The organism is Rhizobacter sp. P3_B12, assembly GCF_056402895.1.
Map to the genome: position 1 here is coordinate 1 of NZ_JBFUGN010000378.1, position 5,434 is coordinate 5,434.

The window sequence follows — 5,434 nt, forward strand, 5'->3', positions numbered from 1 at the left end:
CCTTGAGGGCGTCCACTGTGGGGGTGACGTCGTGGACCCGCAACACGCGCGCACCGTTCTGGACGGCCGCCAGCGCTGCCGCCACGCTCGCGACCAGCCGCTCGCCGACCGGCCGCCCGGTGATCGCCCCCAGGCTGCTCTTGCGCGACCAGCCCGCCAGCAGCGGGTAGCCGAGCTGCAGCAGCTCCTGCTGGCGCGCCAGCAACGCGAAGTTGTGCGCGACGGTCTTGCCGAAGCCGATGCCCGGATCGATCACGATGCGCTCGGCGGCAACCCCGCGCTGCGCCAGCGCGGCACCACGGCCGGCGAGGAAATCGCGCACCTCGGCGACCACATCGTCATAGCGCGGCGCCACCTGCATCGATTTCGGCTCGCCCTGGGCGTGCATCAGGCAGATGCCGCAGCGGGGGTGCGCAGCCACCACTGCCTCGGCACCCGGTGCCTGCAGCGCGAAGATGTCGTTGACGATGTCGGCGCCCAGGTCGAGCGCGGCGCGCATCACCTCGGTCTTGTAGGTGTCGATCGACAGCGGCACCTGCAGCCGCAGTGCCTCGCGCAGCACCGGCAGCAGCCGCRCCAGTTCGTCGGCCACCGGCACCGCATCGGCGCCGGGCCGGCTCGATTCGGCACCGAGGTCGAGGATGTCGGCACCGTCCTTCAACAGCTGCTCGCAGTGCGCCAGCGCGGCCTTCGTGCTCGCATGCTGCCCACCGTCGGAGAACGAATCGGGCGTGATGTTGACGATGCCCATCACGCGCGGGCGCGTCAGGTCGATCGAGAAGCGGGTGGTCTGCCAGTGCATCGCAGGGTCCTCCTGCTCAACCATGAAAAACGGGGCCGAAGCCCCGTCGTCTGAACCGCATCGATACGCTCAGGCCGCGGCCGGTGCGCCGTCCGGCTTGACCGGCGGCGTCGGGCCGCTCGGCTTGCCGGAACTGGAACTCCAGTCCTTCGGCGGGCGCGGCGGGCGGTCGCCCATGATGTCGTCGATCTGGTCGGCGTCGATGGTTTCCCATTCGAGCAGCGCCTTCGCCATCGCGTGCATCTTGTCCTGGTTGTCCTCGATCAGCTTGCGGGCGATCGCGTACTGCTCGTCGATGATGCGGCGGATCACGTCGTCGACCTTCTGCATCGTCTGCTCGGACACGTTGACCTGCTTGGTCACCGAGCGGCCCAGGAAGACCTCGCTCTCGTTCTCGGCGTAGACCATCGGACCCAGCTCGTCGGTCATGCCGTAGCGGGTGACCATGTCGCGCGCCATCGAGGTGGCACGCTCGAAGTCGTTCGACGCGCCGGTGGTCATCTGGTGCATGAACACTTCTTCGGCGATGCGGCCGCCGAACAGCATGCTGATGGTGTTCAGCATGTACTCGCGGTCGTAGCTGTAGCGGTCCTTCTCGGGCAGCGACAGCGTCACGCCCAGCGCACGGCCGCGCGGGATGATCGTGACCTTGTGCACCGGGTCGAGCTTGGGCAGCATGCGGCCGATCAGCGCGTGACCGGCCTCGTGGTACGCGGTGTTGCGGYGCTCTTCCTCGTCCATGACCATCGACTTGCGCTCGGCGCCCATCATGATCTTGTCCTTGGCGCGCTCGAAGTCGATCATCTCGACGACCCGGCCGTTGCGGCGCGCTGCGAACAGCGCCGCCTCGTTGACCAGGTTGGCCAGGTCGGCACCCGAGAAGCCCGGGGTGCCGCGCGCCAGGATGTCGGCACGGATGTCGGCACCGACCGGCACCTTGCGCATGTGCACGTTGATGATCTGCTCGCGGCCGCGGATGTCGGGCAGCGTCACGTAGACCTGGCGGTCGAAGCGGCCCGGGCGCAGCAGCGCGGGGTCGAGGATGTCGGGCCGGTTGGTGGCCGCCATCACGATCACGCCGAGGTTGGTCTCGAAGCCGTCCATCTCGACCAGCATCTGGTTCAGCGTCTGCTCGCGCTCGTCGTTGCCGCCGCCGAGGCCGGCACCGCGGTGGCGGCCGACCGCGTCGATTTCATCGACGAAGATGATGCAGGGCGCGCTCTTCTTGGCCTGCTCGAACATGTCGCGCACGCGCGCCGCGCCGACGCCGACGAACATCTCGACGAAATCGGAGCCCGAGATGCTGAAGAACGGCACCTTCGCCTCGCCGGCGATCGCCTTGGCCAGCAGCGTCTTGCCGGTGCCCGGAGGGCCGACCAGCAGCACGCCGCGCGGAATGCGGCCACCGAGCTTCTGGAACTTCTGCGGGTCCTTCAGGAAGTCGACCAGCTCCTTGACCTCTTCCTTGGCCTCGTCGCAACCGGCGACATCGGCGAAGGTGGTGGTGTTGTTGGCCTCGTCGAGCATGCGCGCCTTCGACTTGCCGAAGCTGAACGCGCCGCCCTTGCCGCCGCCCTGCATCTGGCGCATGAAGTAGATCCACACGCCGATCAGCAGCAGCATCGGGCCCCATGAGCCGAGGATGCTCAACAGGATCGACGGCTCCTCGCGGGGCTTGACGTCGAACTTGACGTTGTTGTTGATCAGGTCGCCAACCAGGCCGCGATCGAGGAAGGTTGCGGTGGTGCGCAGGTCCTTGTCGTCGGTGGTCTTGGCCTTGATCTCGGTTCCGGAGGGTCCTTCCTGCAGTTGGACGCTCTTGATCCGCTTGCTGCGCACTTCCTCCAGGAAGTCGGAATAGCCGATCTGGCTGCCTTGCATTGCACCCTTGTCGAACTGCTTGAACACGGTGAACAGCACGAGTGCGATCACCAGCCAGACAGCGACTTTGGAGAACCATTGATTGTTCACCGCGGCTCCTTCTTGCGATAAATCCTCAGCGCGAGCACAGGACGTGCCCAGCATCCACGGCATCTGGGGGTGATTCTAGTCCACGCAACCCATGCGGTTTCACGAACGCTTATCGACCTGAATCCCCGGATTCTTGAGACCGATGCCAACCAGGAAGGTTTCGGAGGATTTGTCGCGCGAAGCCTTCGGTTTGATCGGTTTCACGACCCGGAAGGTTTTCTTGAACATCTCGACCAATTGGCTGTGGCCGCTGCCATGGAAAACCTTGCTGACCAGTGCGCCATTCGGCGTCAGATGGTTTTGCGCGAATTCGACCGCCAATTCCACCAGGTGCTCCATGCGGGCCGCATCGGAACTGTCGATGCCCGACAGGTTGGGCGCCATGTCGGAAATCACCACGTCGACCGGCCGGCCGGCCACCAGCTCGTGCAACTGCGCCAGCACCGCATCCTCGCGAAAATCGCCCTGGAAGAAGACGACGCCTTCGATCGGCTCGATCGGCAGGATGTCGAGCGCGATGATGGTGCCGTTCAGTTCGCCGGCGGCGGCGCCCCCGAGGCCGCCGACCTCCTTCGGGGCGAACTTGCGGCGCACGTACTGGCTCCAGGCCCCCGGCGCGGCGCCCAGGTCGACCACCAGCTGGCCCGGGCGGATCAGCTTGAGCTCCTCGTCGATCTCCTTCAGCTTGTAAGCCGCACGGGCGCGATAGCCCTCTTTCTGGGCCAGCTTCACGTAGGTGTCGTTGAGGTGGTCGTGCAGCCACGCCTTGTTGACTTTCTTGCTTTTTGTCTTGATTTTCATTGGCTTACGCTCACTGCAACCGATAATACCGACATGCCTGCCATCGAACTGAATCCCGCCCAGCGCAAGGACAAGCGCGCTGAAGCCCACCACCTGAACCCGGTCGTCCTGATCGGTGGTGACGGCCTGACCCCTGCCGTGATCAAGGAAGCCGATGCCGCGCTCAATGCCCACGGACTGATCAAGATCCGCGTCTTCTCCGACGAGCGCGACACCCGCGAGGCCATCCTTGCGCAGCTCAGCGACCAGCTGAACGCCGCCCCGATCCAGCACATCGGCAAGCTGCTGGTGCTGTGGCGCCCGATCCCCCCGAAGGAAAAGGCCGAGCGCGAAGACCGCATGCCGGGGCCGCGCACCGTCAAGATCCTGAAATTCTCGAAGAGCGGCAACCACCGCCCGCAGGTCAAGAAGCTCAAGGTGCTGGGCAACCAGCGGGTCGCCGCCGGCGGCGAGATCAAGCGCGCCAAGAAGCGCATCACGAGCCTGAAGAAGTCGGCCGCCGACTGAGCCCTTCAGGCCGGCTTGGCCGCGTTCAGCCGCCAGGCCAGCACCAGCAACAACAGCGTCTTGACGCCATACAGGCCCATCGAGATGCCGTGCAGCGCGCCGAAGGACAGGCCGCCCTGCCCCGCCCGCGCGGCTGCCATCACCGGCTGCAGGCCGAAATACCCGAGCACGGTGCAGAAGGCGACGGCCAGCAGCATCAGCGCATCGGCACCCAGCACGCTGCGCCGCGTCTCCGTCATCTGCCAGATGCGGCGCAGCATCAGCAGCAGCACGCTCAGGCCGAGGCTCAGGTAGGCCTCCTGCATGAACATGCGGCCGGCGATGCGCCCGGCCGTCTCGGGAAACGTGCTGGCGAAGCCGGCCGGCGCGCCGATCAAGCCCACGCCCAGCAGGACGCCGGCCCACAGGCCGGTCAGGAATCCCGCTGCGCGCTGCAGCTTCTGGGGCGTCATCACGTCAGACGTAGCGGACTTCGACAATCTCGTAGCTCTTGACGCCGCCCGGCGCCTGCACCTCGGCCACGTCGCCAGCCACCTTGYCGATCAACGCACGCGCGATCGGGGAGCCGATCGAGATGCGGCCTTCCTTCAGGTCGGCTTCATCCTCGCCGACGATCTGATACGTGACGGGATTGCCGGTCTTCTCGTCCTCGAGCTCGACGGTGGCGCCGAACACCACGCGCCCCTCGGCATTCAGCGCCTTCGGGTCGATGATCTGTGCCGCGGCCAGCTTGCTTTCGACCTCGAGGATGCGGCCTTCGATGAAACCCTGCTTGTCCTTGGCGGCCTCGTACTCGGCGTTCTCCGACAGGTCGCCCTGCGCGCGTGCTTCGGCGATGGCCTGGATGATCGCGTGGCGCTCCACCGTCTTCAGCCGGTGCAGTTCCTCCTTGAGTTTTTCGGCACCGCGCACGGTGATGGGGATGGTCGTCATGGTGGAACCCTGAAGGCAAAAATGAAGCCGCCGCCCTCTCCCTCGCGGGAGGCCCGGCGGCGGCCGATGTGTTGCAGAAAGTTTAGTGCAGTTCGCGGTGCAGCTCTTGCAGGGAAAGCACGACCAGATCGTCCTGGTGCTTCATGCCTTCGACCGCGGCTTCGCAGCCGGCCATGCTGGTGTAGTAGGTCACCCGGTTGGCCAGCGCCGCCTGGCGGATGTGGCGCGAATCGGCGATCGCCGTGCGCGTCTCGTCGACCGTCGTGAACACCAGCTGGATCTCGCCGGCCTTCACCATGTCGACGATGTGGGGGCGGCCGTCCTTGACCTTGTTGACCGCCTTCACCGGCACGCCGCCTTCGGCGATGGCCGCGGCCRTGCCCTTGGTCGCAACGACCTGGAAGCCGAGCTGGTGCAGGT

Annotated in this window: 6 protein-coding genes and 1 pseudogene; 1 reads left to right on the forward strand and 6 read right to left on the reverse strand. The window is 66.1% G+C overall.

Annotated features, from left to right (window positions below):
- The 3 genes from folP to AC1D01_RS18920 form a co-directional block, all read right to left on the reverse strand.
- A partial coding sequence (gene folP / locus AC1D01_RS18910) for a dihydropteroate synthase (protein WP_477868956.1) occupies positions 1 to 802 on the reverse strand: 802 nt, incomplete at its 3' end.
- 69 nt (positions 803 to 871) lie between these two features.
- Positions 872 to 2,773 (reverse strand): ATP-dependent zinc metalloprotease FtsH, encoded by a 1,902-nt coding sequence (gene ftsH, locus AC1D01_RS18915; protein ID WP_477868958.1) that lies wholly within the window; start codon positions 2,771 to 2,773, stop codon positions 872 to 874.
- Between the two features lie 99 nt (positions 2,774 to 2,872).
- Positions 2,873 to 3,574, reverse strand: a complete 702-nt coding sequence (locus AC1D01_RS18920) for an RlmE family RNA methyltransferase (protein WP_477868960.1) — start codon at positions 3,572 to 3,574, stop codon at positions 2,873 to 2,875.
- A 33-nt stretch (positions 3,575 to 3,607) separates the two neighbouring features.
- Here AC1D01_RS18920 and AC1D01_RS18925 point away from each other — a divergent pair, with 33 nt between their 5' ends.
- The gene (locus AC1D01_RS18925; protein WP_047511520.1) at positions 3,608 to 4,081 is read left to right on the forward strand and encodes a YhbY family RNA-binding protein; all 474 of its coding nucleotides are present in this window, start codon (positions 3,608 to 3,610) and stop codon (positions 4,079 to 4,081) included.
- A gap of 5 nt (positions 4,082 to 4,086) precedes the next feature.
- Here AC1D01_RS18925 and AC1D01_RS18930 read toward each other — a convergent pair whose 3' ends face one another.
- The 3 genes and pseudogenes from AC1D01_RS18930 to carB form a co-directional block, all read right to left on the reverse strand.
- Entirely contained in the window at positions 4,087 to 4,533 is a 447-nt protein-coding gene (locus AC1D01_RS18930; RefSeq protein WP_477868962.1) for a DUF4149 domain-containing protein, read from the reverse strand.
- Between the two features lie 4 nt (positions 4,534 to 4,537).
- Positions 4,538 to 5,014 carry a transcription elongation factor GreA gene (gene greA, locus AC1D01_RS18935; RefSeq protein ID WP_477868964.1) on the reverse strand — a complete coding sequence of 159 codons (477 nt, stop codon included), beginning with the start codon at positions 5,012 to 5,014 and terminating at the stop codon, positions 4,538 to 4,540.
- 82 nt (positions 5,015 to 5,096) lie between these two features.
- A pseudogene (gene carB / locus AC1D01_RS18940) lies at positions 5,097 to 5,434 on the reverse strand (carbamoyl-phosphate synthase large subunit); the annotation flags it as partial.